Raw genomic sequence first — 17,907 nt, 5'->3', positions numbered from 1 at the left:
GTTGGCAGTTCGCCGTCGGACTCCTACGGTGGTGGAGACGCGGGGGAGGTGCGGTGGTCGACGGCGGCGAGGCAGCGCGTTGGCTGCAACTCCACGCGTCCCGGGGCGGGCCGGACGAGTTGTCGCTCCTGGTGAGCAGCGCCGCGCCGGCCATCGGCGCCCGCGAGATCGTGATCTACCTCGCCGACTACACGCAGTCGTCGCTCGTCCCCATGCCCGGCGCCGGCCCGGCCCGGGGCGAGCTGACGATCGAGACGACGCTGGCCGGTCGGGCGTTCACCAGCCTTGAGGTGCAGCGCGCGCCCGCCCACCCGGACCGGCTCTGGGTGCCCCTGCTACTCGGCTGCGAACGGCTGGGGGTGCTGGAGGTGGTGTCGCCGGCCGCCGACGACCCCGCGTCGGACCGGCCGGCCTGGGAACTCGCGGTCAACGTCGCCCAGCTTCTGGTGAACCGCCGCCTCTACGGCGACGTCGTGGAACGGATCCGCCGCCGCCTGCCGATGCAGGTCGCCGCCGAGATCGTCTGGGGGCTGCTGCCGCCGCTGACGTTCGCCACCGACGACCTGGTGATCACCGCCATCCTCGAACCCTGCTACGACGTCGGCGGGGACATCTTCGACTACGCGCTCAACGACGACGTGCTCAGCGTCGGGCTCTTCGACACCTGCGGGCACGGCATCAAGGCGAGCGCGCTGGCCTCGCTCGTGGTCAGCGCGTACCGCAACGCCCGGCGTACCGGCCTGGACCTGGTCGACACGGCGATCAGCATCGACAGGTGGGTACGCGCCGAGCACCCCGGCACGTTCGCGACCGCGCTGCTCGCCGAACTCGACAGGCGTACCGGTCTGCTCCGGATCATCAACGCGGGCCACCCGGGCGCCATGCTGCTGCGCGACGGCCGGGCCGTCCGGGCGCTGCCCGGCCCGACCGCGCTGCCGCTCGGTCTGGGCAACCTGTCGGGGAAGCGACCCCGGGTGCACGAGGAGGCGCTGCACCCGGGCGACCGCATCCTCGCCTACACCGACGGCATCACCGACGCCCGCGGCGACAACAAGGAGCGCTTCGGGCTGGACCGGCTGGTCGACTTCGTCGAGCGTGCCCTCAACGAGAGGTTGCCCAGCCCGGAGACGATGCGTCGTCTGATCCGCGCCGTCCTCGCATACCAGCGGGACGAGCTGGACGACGACGCCACCGCGCTGTTCCTGGAGTGGCAGCCGCCGCACCTGCCCATGCGGCACCTGGAGCACCTCACCGCGTCCGGTGGCGGCGACCGCCCCGGCCCGGTGGCCACGCCCGAGGTCTAGCCGGCGGAGCCGGCGGTGATGGCGGACAGTTCGAGCACCTGCTGCGGGTGACCGAGCAGCCGAACGCCACCGTGCACGTCGTGCCCGCCGACGCGGGGATGCACGCCGGGCTGGCCGGCCCGTTCATCCTGGCCCGCACACCGGACGGCGGCGAGGTGGCGCACGTCGGCCCGGCGCTCCGTTTCCACCCGACGGCCTGGACGGCCTTCCTCCACTCCTTCATGATCACGGCAGAGCGGACGATCCGGTGAGGCGGCGAAGGTGAGCGCGGTCAGGCCGACCGATGCGGAATCCGGGCTCACGGCGGACGAACTCGCACTTCGCCAGGGAGTTGAACCGGTCGCCTGCCTTGACGAACTGGCTCGTCCCGAGCTGTTCGAGTCGGACGACGAGTTGGACCGCTTTCTCGCCGACCTTTACGCCTCTCGGCGCGACGGCGTCATCCCCGGGTAGGCCGTGACGGACACCGTGTGCGAGCAGGGCGAGACGGGGCAGCGCCGCTAGGGTGGGTGGTAGCACGATTACCCGCCGAGGGGGTGAGCCCGATGGCCCAGGCCGCATTCGCGCCCGAGCCGGCACCGCAGCCCGCCGAGCCGTCGTTCGACGTGCTCCGCTGGCACGATGAGCCGTGGACCGCGCAGCTCGCTCTTGATCTCCTACCGGAGACCAACGGCCCGAAGGTCGAGGTCCTGAGCGGAAGCGTGATCGTGACACCACATGCCGGCTATGACCACCAGGACGCCGAACTGGATCTGGCCTATCTGCTGAAGCAGGCCGCCAAACGCGCCAAGCTCTGGCTCTATCAGGAGAGCAACGTCGTATCGGGCCGGGATCTCTTCATCCCCGACATCGTCATCCTCGATGTGCCAGGGGGCGGACGCACGACGATGGACATCCGCCACGCGGTTCTGCTCGGTGAGATCGTCTCATCGGGTAATCGGCGGAAGGACGTGATCGACCGTCCGCGTGAGTACGCCGCCGTCGGCGTGCCGTATTTCCTCCGGGTCGACCTGCGTAACCGCGTGCCCACCATCGCTTTGTTCGAGCTGGTCGACGGCGACTACCGACCGTTGGCCGCTGCGGCGGCGGGCACTCCCTTCGTGATGCGGCAGCCGTTCGATTTCACCGTCGATCCCGGCGATCTCCTGGGCGAGGAGGCGCCGGAACAGGCCGGGTGAGGCGGCGGGCGGCGCTGGGGAACAATGGGGCGCGTGACCACTCCCCGAGACCTCGTGCTGCTCGGCTCGACCGGCTCCATCGGCACCCAGGCCATCGACATCGTCAAGCGCAACCCGGACCGGTTCCGGGTGGTCGCGCTCGGTGCCGGCGGCGGCAACGTGGCGCTGCTGGCCGCGCAGGCGCTGGAGTTGGGCGTGGCGGCGGTCGGGGTGGCGCGGGCCTCCGCCGCGCAGGATCTCCAGCTCGCGTTCTACGCCGAGGCGAGCCGGCGCGGCTGGGCCTCCGGCGACTTCAAGCTTCCCAAGATCGTGGCCGGGCCGGACGCGATGACCGAGTTGGCGCAGTGGCCGTGTGACGTGGTGCTCAACGGCGTGGTCGGCTCGCTGGGCCTGCCGCCGACGCTGGCCGCGCTGCGCGCCGGGCGTACCCTCGCGCTGGCCAACAAGGAGTCGCTGGTGGCCGGCGGCCCGCTGGTCAAGGCCGCGGTGACCCGGCCGGGGCAGATCGTTCCGGTCGACTCCGAGCACTCGGCGCTGGCGCAGTGCCTGCGCGGCGGCGCCCGGGGCGAGGTGCGCCGGCTGGTGGTCACCGCCAGCGGCGGGCCGTTCCGGGGCCGGCGGCGCGACGAGTTGACCGACGTCACACCGGAGCAGGCGCTGGCGCACCCGACCTGGCAGATGGGCCCGGTCGTCACGATCAACTCCGCCACCATGGTCAACAAGGCGCTGGAGGTCATCGAGGCGCACGAGCTGTTCGACGTGCCGTACGCCGACATCGAGGTGATGGTGCACCCGCAGTCGGTGATCCACTCGATGGTCGAGTTCGTCGACGGCTCCACGCTCGCCCAGGCCAGCCCGCCGGACATGCGGCTGCCCATCGCGCTGGGCATCGGCTGGCCGGACCGGGTGCCCGACGCCGCCGCCGCGGTCGACTGGACCACGGCGCACACCTGGGAGTTCACCCCGCTCGACGACGCCGCCTTCCCGGCGGTGGCGCTGGCCAAGGCGGCCGGCGAGGCGGGGCGGTGCCGGCCGGCGATCTACAACGCGGCCAACGAGGAGTGCGTGGCCGCGTTCGTGGCGGGCCGGCTGCCGTTCCTCGGCATCGTGGACACCCTCGGGCGGGTGCTGGAGGACGCTCCCGATTTCGACGAACCAGGTACCGTCGAGGACGTGCTCGCCGCCGAGTCGTGGGCACGGGCGCACGCCCAGGAGATCATCGTCGGGTCGGTGGAAGGAGCTCGATGAGCTATCTGCTCGGGGTGGTGCTGTTCGCCCTGGCGATCCTCATCTCGGTGAGCCTGCACGAGGCGGGGCACATGCTGACCGCCAAGGCGTTCGGGATGAAGGTCACCCGCTACTTCGTCGGCTTCGGGCCGACGCTCTGGTCGTTCCGGCGGGGTGAGACGGAGTACGGCGTCAAGGGCATCCCGCTCGGCGGCTTCTGCAAGATCGTCGGAATGACCCCGCAGGACGACGACGTCGAGCCCGGGGACGAGAAACGCGCCATGTGGCGCTACCCGGTGTGGAAGCGGACGATCGTGATGTCCGCCGGCTCCGCGATGCACTTCGCCATCGCGCTTGTCGCGCTCTGGATCATCGCGGTCTCCGCCGGCCTGCCGAACCCGAAGTTCCCCACCACCGAGGCCGGCTTCCGGGCCGAGCCGGCGGTGATCGCGCTCGCCCCGTGCGTGGTGGTGGAGAACGCCCCCCGCGCCTGCCAGGCCGGCGACCCGGCCAGCCCGGCCGGTCAGGCCCAGCTCAAGGACGGCGACCGGATCACCGCGGTGAACGGCCGACCGGTCTCCACCTGGGGCGACATGCTCGACGTGGTCCGCGGCACACAGCCCGGCCCGGCGACCGTCGCCTACCTGCGCGACGGCACCCCGGCCACCGCCACCGTCGACCTGGCGTCGGTGCAGCGCCCGCCGCTGAACGACCCCAAGGGCGCCACCTCGGCGGTCTCCGCGCTGGGCGTGGCGCTGCGGCCCAGCACGCCGACCCGGGTGGAGTACGGTCCGGTCGCCGCGTTCGGCGCCACCGCCGACTTCACCGGCAACATGGCGGTGCAGACCTTCCACGCCATGCAGCGCATCCCGCAGAAGGTGCCGGCGCTCTGGAACGCGATCACCGGCGCGGAGCGCGACGTGGACACCCCGATCAGTGTGGTCGGGGCCAGCCGGCTCGGTGGCGAGGCCGTGGAGAACAACGCCTGGCTGGTGTTCTTCATGCTCTTCGTGTCGCTGAACTTCTTCATCGGCGTGTTCAACCTGCTGCCGTTGCTCCCGCTGGACGGCGGTCACATCGCCATCGCCTGGTTCGAGCGCGCCCGCTCCTGGCTCTACGCCCGGATCGGCCGCACCGACCCGGGGCGCGTCGACTACCTCAAGCTCATGCCCCTCACGTACGCGGTGATCCTGGTGGGTGGCGTGTTCACGCTGCTGACCGTCACCGCGGACGTGGTCAACCCGATCACGCTCTTCTCAAGGTGAGTGCCTGAAGTGACCGCTGTCAGTCTCGGTATGCCCCCCGTACCGCCGCCGCCGCTGGCCCCGCGCCGGGCCAGCCGCCAGATCATGGTCGGTTCGGTGCCGGTCGGTGGTGGCGCACCGGTCTCGGTGCAGTCCATGACCACCACCCTCACCGCCGACGTCAACGCCACGCTCCAGCAGATCGCCGAGCTGACCGCGTCCGGCTGCCAGATCGTCCGGGTAGCCGTGCCGTCGCAGGACGACGTGGAGGCGCTGCCGGCGATCGCGCGCAAGTCGCAGATCCCGGTGATCGCCGACATCCACTTCCAGCCGAAGTACGTCTTCGCCGCGATCGACGCGGGCTGCGCCGCGGTGCGGGTGAACCCGGGCAACATCCGGCAGTTCGACGACAAGGTCAAGGAGATCGCCAAGGCGGCCGGTGACGCGGGCACGCCGATCCGGATCGGTGTGAACGCCGGCTCGCTGGACAAGCGGCTGCTGGCCAAGTACGGCCGGGCCACCGCCGAGGCGCTCGTCGAGTCCGCGCTCTGGGAGTGCTCGCTGTTCGAGGAGCACGGCTTCCGGGACATCAAGATCTCGGTCAAGCACAACGACCCGGTGGTGATGATCCGCGCCTACCGGCTGCTCGCCGAGAAGTGCGACTACCCGCTGCACCTGGGCGTCACCGAGGCCGGCCCGGCGTTCCAGGGCACCATCAAGTCGGCGGTGGCGTTCGGCGCGCTGCTGGCCGAGGGCATCGGCGACACGATCCGGGTCTCGCTCTCCGCCCCGCCGGTGGAGGAGATCAAGGTCGGCGCCGCGATCCTGGAGTCGCTGGGCCTGCGCGAGCGCGGCCTGGAGATCGTCTCCTGCCCGTCCTGCGGCCGGGCCCAGGTCGACGTCTACAAGCTGGCCGAGGAGGTCACCGCCGGCCTGGAAGGGCTGCCGGTGCCGCTGCGCGTCGCGGTCATGGGCTGCGTGGTGAACGGTCCGGGCGAGGCCCGCGAGGCCGACCTGGGCGTCGCCTCCGGCAACGGCAAGGGCCAGATCTTCGTCAAGGGCAAGGTCGTCAAGACCGTGCCGGAGGCACAGATCGTGGAGACGCTGATCGAGGAGGCGTTGCGGATCGCCGACGAGATGGGCGCCGAGATCCCCGAAGAGTTGCGCGAGCTGGTGCCCGGCGGCGCCACGGTCACGGTGCACTGACCCACCTGTCCGCGTCGCGTCGTGCGGCCGTCCCCCGTCGGGGCCGGCCGCACGCGCGTCTCACCCCCCACCCCCCACCCCCACCCCACCCCGGCATCCCCACCCCGGCATCCCCGCTGATTCACGGAAAGCGTGGCTATAGCGGGCGGAATGACCACGCTTTCCGTGAATCTGGCGGGCCGCGGGCGGGGGCGCGCGGGCCGCGGGCGCGGGCGGGGCGCGCGGGCGGGGCGCGCGGGGGCGCGCGGGGGCGGGCGGGGGCGGGGCGCGCGGGCGGGGGCGCGGGAGGGGGAGGAGGCGGGCGGGGTTACTCGGGTTCGGCGAGGATGGCGTAGAGCTTGCGGCGGGTCTCGTCGAGCACCTGGGCGGCGCGGGCGCGTTGGTCGTCCGTGCCGGTGGTCATCACCTGCCGCAGCGCGTTCATGGCCTGGGTCCCCGCGTCGCGGATGTCGTGCCAGCTGTTGACGGTCTGCTCGGCGAACTCCGCCCAGGGCGGGGCCTCCGCCGCCTGGGCGGCCTCGGCCTGCCCCTGCTCGGTGAGGGCGAACCGCTTGCGCCCACCGTCGGAGTCGGCGGCGGTGGCGATGACGCCCTCGTCCTCCAGCAGTTGCAGCGTCGGGTAGATCGACCCGGGGCTGGGCCGCCAGGCCCCGCCGGTGCGGGCGTCGATCTCCTGGATCATCTCGTAGCCGTGCATCGGCCGCTCGGTGAGCAGGGCCAGCACGGCGCCGCGCACGTTCGGCCGCCGGCCGCGACCCCGGCCGCCCCGGCCGCGCCCGTGGCCGTGCGGCCCGGGTGGGAACGGCGGCGGACCCGGGGGTACGGGCGGGAAGCCGAAGCCGCCGTGCCGGTGCATCTCGTCGTGCATGGTGTGGACGTGTCGACGGAAACCCATCGGACTCTCCTTCGTTGGGAGTATCACTGATGCATCAACGATATATCGGCAACGCATCGCCGACAAGACATGATGGGAGCGGGTGAGTGCCCGGTCGGCCCACCGGCTCCGGGCTGCATCTGGCAGGCTGGTAACCGTGCTCACGATGCCGGTACGCCAACTGGGGGAGTCGGAGCGCCGTTCGGTCGAGCGGCTGCTCGACCTCGACCCCTACGCCGGCGCGCAGGTCGCCGAGCGGGTCGCGGCGCGCGGCCTGGCCTGGTGGCGGGCCGAGGCGCGGATCCTCGGCTACGGCTCCCGCCGCAACCTGGAGTCGATCTGCTGGCTGGGCGGCAACCTGACCCCGGTGCTCGCGTCCGAGTCGGCGGTGGCCGCGTTCGCCGAGCAGTTGGGCGAGGAGGAGCGGCTCTGCTCCTCGATCGTGGGTCGCGCCGACGCGGTGCTCGGCCTCTGGGACCGCCTCTCCGCGCACTGGGGGCCGGCCCGGGACGTACGCCCGAACCAGCCGTTGCTGGCCACGGACGCGCCGCCGCCGGTGGCGCCCGACCCGCACGTGCGTCGCGTGCGCGTCGGTGAGGTGGACCGGCTCTTCCCGGCGGCGGTGGCGATGTACACCGAGGAGGTCGGCGTCTCGCCGCTGGCCGAGGACGGCGGGCGCGGGTACCGGCGGCGGGTGACCGAGTTGGTGCGCGCCGGCCGGGCCTACGCCCGGTTCGTCGACGGCCGGGTGGTCTTCAAGGCCGAGCTGGCGGTGGTGACCCGGCGCACCGCGCAGGTGCAGGGGGTCTGGGTGGCGCCCGAGTGGCGTGGCCGGGGCATCGCGGTCGCCGCGATGGCCGCGGTGGTCCGCGACGCGCTGGCCCGGGTCGCGCCCACGGTCAGCCTCTACGTCAACGACTTCAACCAGCCGGCCCGGCGCGTCTACGAGCGGTGCGGCTTCCGCCCGGTCGGCACGCTCGCCACCGTGCTGTTCTGAGGATCACCCCGCCTCGCCTTGCCCCGAACCGGACACCCGGCGCTATGCTGGTCATGTTTTTGTACTGACCAGTCAGTCTAGAAGGGTGCCATGGTAATCGTCGAGGCCAGCGGATTGGGACTACGGACCCGTCGGGGCTGGGTCTACCGGGACGTCGACCTCACCGCGGCCCGCGGTGAGCTGCACGCGGTCACCGGCCCGCCCGGCAGCGGTCGCACCTCGCTGCTGCTCGCGCTCGCCGGGCGCTTCCCGCACAGCCACGGCGAGCTGCGCCGTCGCGGCCCGGCCGCGCTCGGCCAGGTGGCCGGCGTGCACGAGCCCGACCCGACGCTCACCGTCGCCGAGCACATCACCGAACGGCTGCTGCTGCTCGGGCCGGTGCCGCGCCGCCGCCGGCAACTCGTCCCGGTGGCCGCGTTGCGGGCCCGCCGCGCCTACCGCCGCGACGCCTACGCCACCGCCATCGCCGGCGCCGGCTTCACCGACGCCCCGCTCGACCCCGACCGGTACGGCCGCGACCTGACCCCGGTCGACCGGCAGGTGCTCGGGCTGGTGCTGGCCAGCCTCGGCGGCCCCAGCCTGATCGTCGCCGACGACGTGGACGCCGGCGCCGACCGCCCCGAACGGGAGTGGATCTGGGCCGCGCTGGAACGCCTCGCCGACCAGGGGTACGCGGTGGTCGCCAGCGCCCGGGCCGTCGAGCCCGGCGTCGCCGCCACCGTGCACCGCATCGGTGACCCGGCGCTGCCCACCCCCGCCCTGCCCGGTCCCGGGGCGACCGCTCCCGTGGCGACCGCGTCCGGTCCGACCGGTCCCGGTCCGACCGGTCCCGGGGTGACCGCTCCCGATCCGACCGCTCCCGATCCGACCGCTCCCGATCCGACCGGTCCCGGGGTGACCGCTTCCGCTCCGACCGTCGAGGTGACCGCATGAGCGTGCTGCGACTGGCCCTGTTCGAGCTGCGCCGGATGACCCGGGGCCGGCTGCCGCGCGCCGCGCTCGCCGTCCTCACCGTGGTCCCGCTGCTCTACGGCGCGCTCTACCTCTACGCGTTCTGGGATCCGTACGGGAACCTCGACCGGATTCCGGTCGCGCTGGTCAACGCCGACCGGCCGGCGAAGGCGGCCGACGGCAGCGAGGTGCACGCCGGCCGGGACCTCGCCGACGAACTGATCGACCGCAAGGTCTTCGGCTGGACCGTCACCGACCAGGCCGACGCCACGAAGGGCCTCCGCGACGGCCGCTACCACCTGGTCTTCTCCATCCCGGCCGAGTTCTCGGCCACGCTCGCGGCCAGCCCCGAGCCGGACCGGCCGGCCCGGCAGGGCGAGCTGAAGGTGGTCAACGACGACGCCACCAACTACCTCTCCGGGCTGCTCGCCCGCTCGGCGTTCAGCGAGATCCGGGCCGCCGCCGCGGAGAGCACCGCCGCCTCGTACTTCGACAAGATGCTGATCGGCTTCACCGACGCCAAGGCCGAGACCGGCCGCGCCGCCGACGGGGCCGGGAAGATCTCCGACGGGCTCGACGCCTCCCAGCGGGGCGCCGGGCAGCTCGCCGACGGGCTGGGCGACGCCGAGAACGGCGCCGGGCGGCTCGCCGGCGGGCTGAACACGTCCGTCCAGGGTGCCGACAAGCTGGCCAAGGGGCTCGACCAGTTGCAGACCGGCGCCGCCCAGCTCGCCGACGGCGCCGGCCGGGCCGCCACCGAGACGAAGGCCGCCGCCGCCACCGTCGACGCCGCCGCCGACAGGTACGAGCCGGTGCTGCGCCGCAACGCCGACAAGATCCAGCAGGCGGCCACCGCGGTCGCCACCGGCGCGCAGCAGCTCGCCGCCGGCCTGGACGCGCTGCCCGCCAAGGCCGACGAGGTGGTCAGGCTGGCGCAGGAGATCTCCGACCGGCTCGACGCGGTCGCGAAGGAACACCCCGAGCTGGCCGACGACCCGAACTTCGCCGCCGCCCGCACGGCCGCCGACCGGGCCGTCACCCGGGCCGAGGCGCTGGCGTCCGCCGTGGACAGGGCCGACCTGGCCGCGCTGAAGAAGCAGATGACCGAGGTCGCGAAGACCGCCCGGGAGGTGGCCGCCGCCGCGCCGCACCTGGCCGACGACGTCGCCGCCGCCCGCGCCAAGGTCGACAAGCTGGCCAGCGGGCTCGGCACGCTGGCCCAGGGCAGCGCCAAGCTCCGCGACGGGCTGGGCGACGCGTCCACCGGCGCCGACCAGTTGCGCGGCGGCCTCTACCAACTGTCCACCGGCGCCCGCGCGCTCGACGGCGGCCTGGCCCGGCTCGGCACCGGCAGCACCTCGCTCGTCGACGGGCTGACCAAGCTGGAGGGCGGCGCCGGCGACCTCGCCGACGGGCTCGCCGCCGGGGAGAAGAAACTACCCGGGTACGACGACGCGGCCGGTCGCGCCGACGTGCTCGGTGACCCGGTCGGCCTGATCCGTGACTCGCAGCACCCGGCCGGCTCGTACGGCGTGGGCTTCGCCCCGTACTTCCTGGCGCTGGCGCTCTGGGTCGGCGCGATGATCACGTACATGCTGTTGCGGCCGGTCAACCGGCGCCACGTGATGTCCGGCGCGCCCGGCTGGCGGGTGGTGCTCGCGGGCTGGCTGCCCGCCGCCGGGATCGGTCTGGCCCAGGTCGCCGTGCTCTACACCGTGGTGACGCTGGCGCTCGGGCTGCACCCGACGCACGGCGCGGCGACGTTCGGGCTGCTCGCGCTCACCTCGCTGGCGTTCACCGCGATCATGCAACTGCTCGGCGTGGCGCTCGGCCCGGCCGGTCGGCTGGCCGCGCTGGCGCTGCTGATGCTCCAGCTCACCTCGTCCGGCGGCACCTACCCGGTGCAGACCTCGCCCGGCTTCTTCCAGGCCGTCCATCCCTGGCTGCCGATGACGTACGTGGTCGGCGGCCTGCGGCACACGATCAACGGCGGGCCGGCCGGCCCGGTGGTCACCGCCGCGTCGGTGCTGCTCGCGTTCGGGCTGGGCGCGCTGGCGCTCGGCGTCGGCGCGGCGCGGCGCTCCCGCCGGCTCACCCCGGCCAAGCTGCACCCCGAACTGACCATGTGAGGATGGGCCGGTGACGGACGGACGGACCCGCCGGCGGGAGGACACCCGCCAACGACTCTTCGTGGCCGCGGTGGACCTGATCGCCGAGCAGGGCTTCTCGGCGACCACCGTGGACGACATCGCGGCCCGCGCCGGGGTGGCGAAGGGGACCGTCTACTACAACTTCGAGTCCAAGACGGTCCTCTTCGAGGAGCTGCTGAGACACGGCATCGGCCTGCTCACCGCCGAGTTCCGGGCCGCGGTCGACGGGTTGTCGCCGCGCGAGGCGCTCGCCGCGCTGGTTCGCGCCGAACTGGACTACATCCGCCGCTACCGGGCCTTCGCCCAACTGCTGCTCTCCGAGATGTGGCGCACCAACCGGGAGTGGCAGCAGACGCTGCGGCTGCTGCGCGGCGAGGCGATCGAGGTGATCGCCGAGACGGTCCGGGCCGGGGTGGACAGCGGCGACCTCCCGGCCGACCTGGACGTGCGCACGGCCAGCTCGGCGCTGTTCGGCGTCGGGCTGGTGGTGGCCGTGGACTGGCTGGTGTTCCAGCCCGAGCGGCCGATCACCGACGTGCAGGAGGCGCTGCTCGGCATCGTCCGCCGGGTCGCCCGGACCTGACCGGAACGCGGTAATTCGGTTGAACCACACCGGGCCGCCGGGAAGGCTGGGTGCACCGCCCCCACCCGTCCGAGTCCGGAGGACCGTCCTATGCGCCTGCTCCGAGACCTCTGGGCCACCGCACCCCGGCGGATGGCGGCCGTTCTGCTGCTGATCGTGCTGGGCGCCGGTGGCCAGGCCGCCGCCTCCGCGCTGGCCGGGCCGGTGCTCGTGCACCGCTCGTCCGGCTGGTTCGTCGCGCTGGCCGTGGCGCTCGTCGCCGCCGTCGTCACCGACCTGCTGATCGGGCTGATCATGGCCCGGCTCACCGCCGACTGGTCCGCCGACGTGCGTCGCCGGCTCTGCCGGGTCGCCCTCGGGCAGGACCTGCCGGCCCTGGAGACCACGCCGGTCGGCGAGCTGCTCGACCGGATCGACAACGACGTCTACCAGGTCGCCGCCGAGATGCGGAACACCGGCGTACGGCTGGCGCAGGGCATCGCCGTCTGTGTGCTCGCCACCGTCAGCGCGCTCGTCGTCTGGTGGCCGGCCGGCGTCGGGATGGTGTTGCTCACCACGCTGCTCGCGGTCGCGCTGCGCCGGCCCACCGCCCGCATCGCCCCGGCCCGGATGGCCGAGGAGGAAGCCTGGTCCGACCTCGCGGCCGTGATGGAGGAGGCGGTGCACGGGCAGGACGACGTGCGCACCAGCCTGGCCCGGCCGTACGTGCTGCGGCTCTACGCCCGCCGCGCGGCCGAGGTGGTCGCCCGCTGCCGCCGGGTGTTCCGGCTCTCCGCCCGGGTCACCTCGGTGGCCGCCGGTGGCGTCCGGGCCGGCATCGCCGGTGTGGTGCTGGCCGGCGCGTGGGCGCTGTCGACCGGGCGGGTCGACGCCGCCCGGCTCACCGCCGTCTGGTTGCTCGCCATCGCGTTCGGCGCCACCGTCGAGCACATCGCCCGCTGGGTGCCGCACCTGCAACAGGCGTTCGGCGCGTGGGCCCGGGTGCAGTTGCTGGCCGGCGCGCGGCAGGAGCCGGCCGGCGGGGCCGCCCCGACCGACGGCGACCTGAGCGTGCGCGGGCTCACCTTCCGCTACCCGGCCGCCGGCGAGGAGCGCGGCCCGGCGCTGCGCGACGTGCGGCTCGACTTCGTCCGCGGGCGCTCGTACGCGCTGGTCGGGCGCACCGGCTCGGGCAAGTCGACGCTGGCCAAGGTGCTCACCCGGGCGGTGGAGGTGCCCCGTGGCACCGTCTTCCTGGGCGACACCGACCTGGTCGACCTGGACGTCGAGGAGCTGCGCCGGTGGATCGCCGTGGTGCCCCAGCGCACCGAGATCCTCGCCGGCACGCTCGCCGAGAACGTCGCGTTGCACGACCCGGAGCTGCTCGACGTCGCCGAGCGGGCGCTGGCCGAGTTGGGCCTGGCCGGCTGGATCGCCGAGCTGCCGGACGGGGTGCACACCCGGCTCGGCGAGGGCGGGCACGTGCTCTCCGCCGGCCAGGAGCAACTCGTCGCGTTCGCCCGCATCCTGGTCCGGGACCCGCACGTGGTGATCCTCGACGAGGCCACCGCGCGGCTCGACCCGGTCACCGAGAACCGGGTCCGCGAGGCCACCGAGCGGTTGCTCACCGACCGGATCGGCATCGTCATCGCGCACCGGCTCTCCTCGGTGCGCCGCTGCGACGAGGTGGTGGTGATGGCCGACGGCGCGGTGCTGGAAGCCGGCCCGATGCGCGAGTCCGCCCGCTTCGCCGAGTTGCTCGCCACCAGCCACGCCGGGGCGTACGCGGGCACCGCCGCGCGGCGCGGCGGCGTGGAACTGCTCGACGCGCCCGGCTGGGCCGACGAGTCGGCCCCGGTCGTCGCGCCGGCCCCCGCGCCGCGTCGCGCCGGGATGCCGCGCGCCGAACCGCCGCCCGCGCCGCCCGCGCCGCCCGCGCGGACCATGCGGGAGATCCTCCGGCTGGGCTTCAACGATCCCCGGTACGGCCTGGCCGCGATCGGCCTGTTCGTCGTGTTGACGCTGCTCGGGCTGGACGGTTCGGTGCTGCCCTGGCTCTGGGCCGAGCTGGTCGCCGGCGGCGACCCGTGGCTGCCGGCGCTCGGCATCGCCGCCGCGCTGCTGCTGGTGCTGCCGCTGCCCTACCTCACCAACCTGTGGTTCCCGCAGTGGTGGATCCGGCAGATGCTGCGGATCAGCGCCCGACTGGTGCACGGGCAGACCGGCCCGCGCCGGGTCAGCGGGCACACCCCGGCCGAGGTGGTCGCGCAGGGCGGCGACACCGACCGGGTGGTGCAGCTCGCCGACAACCTGATGGACCAGTTCATCTCGCTGGCCATCGTGCTCACCATGACGCTGGTGACCGGCAGCTTCGTGCCGGCGCTGTTCTTCGTCGGCACGATGGTGGTCTCCGGGCTGGCGGCGACGCTGTTCGGGCCCCGGCTGGAACGCACCGCCGCCGGCACCGTCGCCGCCCGCGCCGCGTTCGCCACCGCGCTGGTCTCCGCGCTCTCCGCCGCCCGCACGGTGAAGCTGGCCGGCGCCACCCGGCCGGTACTGACCCACCTCGCCGGGCTGGACGCGGTGCGCAGCGAGCGGCAGCGCCGGGAGATCGCCATGCAGGTGTGGGCCCGCTCCACCCCGGCGGTCGTCAGCGGGCTGCTGCCGATCGGGGCCTGGGCGCTCTACCTGACCGGCGGGCTCTCCGCCGGCGCCACCCTGGTCGCGGTCTCCACGCTGGGCGCGGCCCGCTGGTTCGCGTGGACCACCGCGGCGCTGGTCTCGCAGTACCCGTCGGCGCGGGTGTGGACGCGGCGGACCGTGGCGATGACCGGGACGGCCAACTACTCCGAGCCGGTGCCCGGGCTGGACCTGGTCGCCGGCACCGCGCCCGCGCCGGAGCCGCCGCCCCGGCACCCGTTGCGCCGGCTGGAACTGGCCGGCTTCGGCGCGCTGCACTCCGACGGCACGCTCGCCGTCCGCGACGTCGACCTGGTGGTCGAACGCGGGCAGTTGGTGCTGGTGGTCGGCCCGGTCGGGGCCGGCAAGTCGTCGCTGCTGCGTGCGCTCGCCGGGATCGTGCACCACGTCGGCGCGTTGCGCTGGAACGGCGAGCCGGTCACCGAGCCGGAGCTGTTCCTGCGGCCCAACCAGGTCGGCTACGTGGGTCAGCTACCCCGGGTGCTCTCCGGCACGGTGGCCGAGAACATCGCGCTCGGCCACCCGGTCGACGCCGCGAGCGCGGTGTCGACGGCCCAGCTCGACCACGACCTGGCCGCCGCCGGAGGCGGGCTCGGGCTGCTCATCGGGCACAAGGGGACCCGGCTCTCCGGCGGCCAGCTCCAGCGGCTGGCGCTGGCCCGGGCGCTCGCCCCGCGTACCGAACTGCTCGTCGCGGACGACGTGTCGTCGGCGCTGGACGTGACCACGGAGCTGGCGCTCTGGGCGGCGTTGCGCGAGCACGGGGTGACCGTGGTCGGCTCGACCGCCAAGCGGGCCGCGCTGGTCCGCGCGGACCACGTGGTGGTGCTGGTCGACGGCGTGGTCGCCGACCAGGGCGCGTGGTCCGACCTGGAACCCCGCTGGAACCACCTGGCCGGCTGACCGCCGGGCCCCGACCCGACCGGGTCGGGGCCCGGCGCGGTCAGAACGCGCGGGCGTACTGGTCGGGCCAGGCCGGGGTGGCGCCCAGCTTGGCGGCGGCGCGGCGCGGCCAGTACGGGTCGCGCAGCAGTTCCCGGCCCAGCAGCACCAGGTCGGCCTCGCCGCCGGCCACGATCTGCTCGGCCTGCTCGGGCTCGACGATCAGGCCCACCGCGCCGGTCGGCACGCCCGCCTCGCGGCGGATCCGGGCCGCCAGCGGCACCTGGTAGCCGGGGCCGACCGGGATCGACGCCTTCGCCGCCGCCCCGCCGGAGGACGCGTCGACCAGGTCCACGCCGGCGGCGGCCAGCTCACCGGCGAGCGCCACGCTGTCCTCGATCGTCCAGCCGCCGTCGGTCCAGTCGGTGGCGGAGATCCGGGTCAGCACCGGCACCGCCTCACCGACCGCGGCGCGGACCGCTCGCGCCACCTCCAGGGTGAGCCGCATCCGGCCGGCCCGGTCCCCGCCGTAGCCGTCGGTGCGCCGGTTGGTCAGCGGGGACAGGAACTCGTGCAGCAGGTAGCCGTGCGCCGCGTGGATCTCCACCGCGGCGAAGCCGGCGTCCACCGCCCGCCCGGCGGCGACCGCGAACGCGTCCACCACCGCCGCGACGCCGGCCCCGTCGAGCGCGGTCGGGGTGCGGTAGTCGGGAACGAACGGGTCGACGCCCGGTCCGACCGGCGTCCAGCCGCCCTCGGCGTCCGGCACGCCGCCGCGCCGCTCCGCCCACGGCCGGTACGTCGACGCCTTGAACCCGGCGTGCGCGAGCTGCACGGCCGGCACCGCGCCCTGGCCGGCGACGAACGCGGTGACCGGCCGCCACGCGTCGACGTGCGCGCCGGACCAGAGCCCGACGTCCTGCGGGCTGATCCGCCCCTCCGGCACCACCGCGGTCGCCTCGGTGAGCACCAGCCCGGCCCCGCCGACCGCACGGGAACCGAGGTGGACGCGGTGCCAGTCGGTGGGCAGCCCGTCGGGCCCGGCACTGTACTGGCACATGGGCGCCAGCGCGATCCGGTTGGGCAGTGTGACGCCGCGCAGGGCGAGCGGGGTGAACAGGGCGCTCATGCGGTTCTCCTCCGGTCAGGGCGACGGGTGCGTTCCCGGCCGGGAACGCACCCGTCGGGCGTGGATCAGGCGGGTACGGGGGCGAGCCGCTCGTTCTCGCGCTCGGCGGGCTCGGCGGGCTCGATCAGGTCGCGCTTCCCGGCCGACTCGTACGCGGCCCGGTCGAGCGTGCCCTCGCGGGCGGCCACGATGGTCGGCACCACGGCCTGTCCGGCCACGTTCGTCGCGGTCCGCATCATGTCCAGGATCGGGTCGATGGCCAGCAGCAGACCGGCGCCGGCCAGCGGCAGGCCCAGCGTGCTCAGGGTCAGCGTGAGCATCACGATCGCGCCGGTCAGGCCGGCGGTGGCGGCCGAGCCGACCACCGACACGAACGCGATCAGCAGGTAGTCGGTGACGCCCAGGTCCACGCCGAACACCTGCGCCACGAAGATCGCGGCGAGCGCCGGGTAGATCGCGGCGCAGCCGTCCATCTTCGTGGTGGCGCCGAACGGCACCGCGAAGGAGGCGTACTCGCGGGGGACGCCGAGGCGCTCCACCGAACGCTGGGTCACCGGCATGGTGCCCACCGAGGAACGGGACACGAAGGCCAGCTCGATGGCGGGCCAGGCGCCGGCGAAGAAGCGCAGCGGGTTGAGCCGGCCGGCGGCGACCAGCAGCACCGGGTAGACCACGAACATCACCAGCGCGCAGCCGACGTAGACGGCGGTGGTGAACTTGGCGAGCGGGGCCAGCAGGTCCCAGCCGTACGAGGCGACGGCGTTGCCGATCAGGCCCAGGGTGCCGATCGGGGCGAGCCGGATGACCCACCACAGCGCCTTCTGCACGATCGACAGCAGCGCGCGGTTGAGCTGCACGAACGGCTCGGCGGGCTCGCCGACCAGCAGCGCGGCGGCGCCCACCACCAGGGCGAGGAAGACGATCTGGAGCACGTTGCCCTCGACGAACGCGCCGACCGGGTTGGTGGGCACGATGCCGGTGAGGAAGTCGATCCAGGAGCCGGTGGTCTTCGGCGCGTTGGCGCCGGCCGGGTCCAGGTTCACGCCGCGACCGGGGTCGGTGAGCAGGCCCAGGCCGATGCCGATGCTCACCGCGATCAGCGCGGTGATGCCGAACCAGAGCAGCGTCTTGAGCGCCAGCCGGGCGGCGTTGGCGACGCCGCGCAGGCTGACCACGCTGACCACGATGGCGGTGAAGACCAGTGGCGGCACGGCCAGCTTGAGGAGCTGGACGAAGAGACCGCCGACGGTGTCGAGCGTGCTGGTCAGCCAGGCGAGGTCGTTGGCGCGGGCGAGGAAGCCCAGCGCCACGCCGAGCACGAGGCCGAGCAGGATCTGCACGGAAAAGGGGATCTTGCGCAGGGCGGAAGCCATGAGGACGGGTCCAAGGTCTGGAGAGGGAAGGGCGGGCGTCGGGGAGCGGAGCTACGCCGGACAGACGCCGCTGGCCTGCCGTCGGAGGTCGACGTACAGGCGCTCGGTGAGGCACCAGACATTGGTCATC

15 protein-coding genes are annotated in these 17,907 nt (G+C 73.9%); 12 read left to right on the top strand and 3 right to left on the bottom strand.

Annotation, left to right across the window (positions count from 1 at the left end):
* Positions 1–53 precede the first annotated feature (53 nt).
* The 7 genes from ACIA6B_RS19675 (at position 54) to ispG (ending at position 6,159) form a co-directional block, all read left to right on the top strand.
* Complete coding sequence (locus ACIA6B_RS19675) at positions 54–1,304, top strand: PP2C family protein-serine/threonine phosphatase (protein ID WP_396775155.1); 1,251 nt, start codon at positions 54–56, stop codon at positions 1,302–1,304.
* Entirely contained in the window at positions 1,208–1,555 is a 348-nt protein-coding gene (locus tag ACIA6B_RS19670) for a Scr1 family TA system antitoxin-like transcriptional regulator (RefSeq protein ID WP_396775153.1), read from the top strand. The genes ACIA6B_RS19675 and ACIA6B_RS19670 overlap by 97 nt, the downstream gene beginning before the upstream one ends.
* 10 nt (positions 1,556–1,565) lie before the next feature.
* Complete coding sequence (locus tag ACIA6B_RS19665; protein ID WP_396775152.1) at positions 1,566–1,757, top strand: hypothetical protein; 192 nt, start codon at positions 1,566–1,568, stop codon at positions 1,755–1,757.
* A gap of 92 nt (positions 1,758–1,849) precedes the next feature.
* Positions 1,850–2,482: a Uma2 family endonuclease gene (locus ACIA6B_RS19660; protein WP_396775150.1), complete on the top strand. Its 633-nt coding sequence runs from the start codon at positions 1,850–1,852 to the stop codon at positions 2,480–2,482.
* Between the two features lie 33 nt (positions 2,483–2,515).
* A complete protein-coding gene (gene dxr, locus ACIA6B_RS19655; protein WP_396775148.1) occupies positions 2,516–3,730 on the top strand; it encodes a 1-deoxy-D-xylulose-5-phosphate reductoisomerase in 1,215 nt (404 codons plus the stop codon).
* Positions 3,727–4,974, top strand: a complete 1,248-nt coding sequence (locus ACIA6B_RS19650; protein ID WP_396775146.1) for a M50 family metallopeptidase — start codon at positions 3,727–3,729, stop codon at positions 4,972–4,974. The genes dxr and ACIA6B_RS19650 overlap by 4 nt, the downstream gene beginning before the upstream one ends.
* 9 nt (positions 4,975–4,983) lie before the next feature.
* Positions 4,984–6,159, top strand: a complete 1,176-nt coding sequence (ispG, locus tag ACIA6B_RS19645; protein ID WP_396775144.1) for a flavodoxin-dependent (E)-4-hydroxy-3-methylbut-2-enyl-diphosphate synthase — start codon at positions 4,984–4,986, stop codon at positions 6,157–6,159.
* 307 nt (positions 6,160–6,466) lie between these two features.
* Here the strand turns inward: ispG and ACIA6B_RS19640 are convergent, their stop codons facing one another.
* The gene (locus ACIA6B_RS19640; protein ID WP_396775142.1) at positions 6,467–7,054 is read right to left on the bottom strand and encodes a PadR family transcriptional regulator; all 588 of its coding nucleotides are present in this window, start codon (positions 7,052–7,054) and stop codon (positions 6,467–6,469) included.
* Positions 7,055–7,190: 136 nt separating this feature from the next.
* Here ACIA6B_RS19640 and ACIA6B_RS19635 point away from each other — a divergent pair, with 136 nt between their 5' ends.
* The 5 genes from ACIA6B_RS19635 to ACIA6B_RS19615 all read left to right on the top strand — a co-directional run bounded on the left by ACIA6B_RS19635 (position 7,191) and on the right by ACIA6B_RS19615 (position 15,296).
* Entirely contained in the window at positions 7,191–8,030 is an 840-nt protein-coding gene (locus ACIA6B_RS19635; protein ID WP_396775140.1) for a GNAT family N-acetyltransferase, read from the top strand.
* Positions 8,031–8,120: 90 nt separating this feature from the next.
* Positions 8,121–8,963 (top strand): ATP-binding cassette domain-containing protein, encoded by an 843-nt coding sequence (locus tag ACIA6B_RS19630; protein ID WP_396775138.1) that lies wholly within the window; start codon positions 8,121–8,123, stop codon positions 8,961–8,963.
* Positions 8,960–11,110 carry a YhgE/Pip family protein gene (locus ACIA6B_RS19625; protein WP_396775136.1) on the top strand — a complete coding sequence of 717 codons (2,151 nt, stop codon included), beginning with the start codon at positions 8,960–8,962 and terminating at the stop codon, positions 11,108–11,110. The genes ACIA6B_RS19630 and ACIA6B_RS19625 overlap by 4 nt, the downstream gene beginning before the upstream one ends.
* Before the next feature lie 10 nt (positions 11,111–11,120).
* Positions 11,121–11,714 carry a TetR/AcrR family transcriptional regulator gene (locus ACIA6B_RS19620; RefSeq protein ID WP_396775134.1) on the top strand — a complete coding sequence of 198 codons (594 nt, stop codon included), beginning with the start codon at positions 11,121–11,123 and terminating at the stop codon, positions 11,712–11,714.
* A gap of 90 nt (positions 11,715–11,804) precedes the next feature.
* Positions 11,805–15,296, top strand: coding sequence for an ATP-binding cassette domain-containing protein (locus tag ACIA6B_RS19615; RefSeq protein ID WP_396775133.1), 3,492 nt, complete (start codon positions 11,805–11,807; stop codon positions 15,294–15,296).
* 40 nt (positions 15,297–15,336) lie between these two features.
* Here the strand turns inward: ACIA6B_RS19615 and ACIA6B_RS19610 are convergent, their stop codons facing one another.
* Both ACIA6B_RS19610 and ACIA6B_RS19605 read right to left on the bottom strand, forming a co-directional pair.
* A complete protein-coding gene (locus ACIA6B_RS19610) occupies positions 15,337–16,404 on the bottom strand; it encodes an NADH:flavin oxidoreductase/NADH oxidase (protein ID WP_396775132.1) in 1,068 nt (355 codons plus the stop codon).
* A 65-nt stretch (positions 16,405–16,469) separates the two neighbouring features.
* Complete coding sequence (locus ACIA6B_RS19605) at positions 16,470–17,765, bottom strand: dicarboxylate/amino acid:cation symporter (RefSeq protein ID WP_396775473.1); 1,296 nt, start codon at positions 17,763–17,765, stop codon at positions 16,470–16,472.
* Positions 17,766–17,907: the final 142 nt, after the last annotated feature.

Source organism: Micromonospora sp. NPDC051141 (assembly GCF_044455765.1).
Classification (GTDB): domain Bacteria; phylum Actinomycetota; class Actinomycetes; order Mycobacteriales; family Micromonosporaceae; genus Micromonospora.
This window is presented reverse-complemented; position numbering and strand designations above follow the sequence as displayed.